At 52.0% G+C, this 269-nt stretch carries 1 pseudogene; it reads left to right on the top strand.

The annotated features are described in order from the left end of the window. Positions 1-269: pseudogene (locus SB775_RS29960) on the top strand (gfo/Idh/MocA family oxidoreductase); the annotation flags it as partial.

The following is a 269-nucleotide window of genomic DNA, read 5'->3' on the forward strand; positions in this document are numbered from 1 at the left end:
GGACCTATTACGGCGAAGAGGACAATAGCACGGTCATTTATTGCGACAAGGGCATCATGAAAATCTATGACGACGATGAGTATCAGCTCGAGCTCATCCTGGCTTCGGGCGAAAAAGTGAACTATCAGCTCGAGGCGATCCAAACGAACGGCCACCAGGCTTCGAGCGGCGTCATTGATGCCTTTGTCGATTCCATCCGCCTGGACGAGGAGCCGCTCGTCACAGGAGAAGCTGCCTTGAAATCGCTGAAAGTTATTTTGGGCATCATG

This window comes from Peribacillus sp. SIMBA_075 (genome assembly GCF_046534585.1).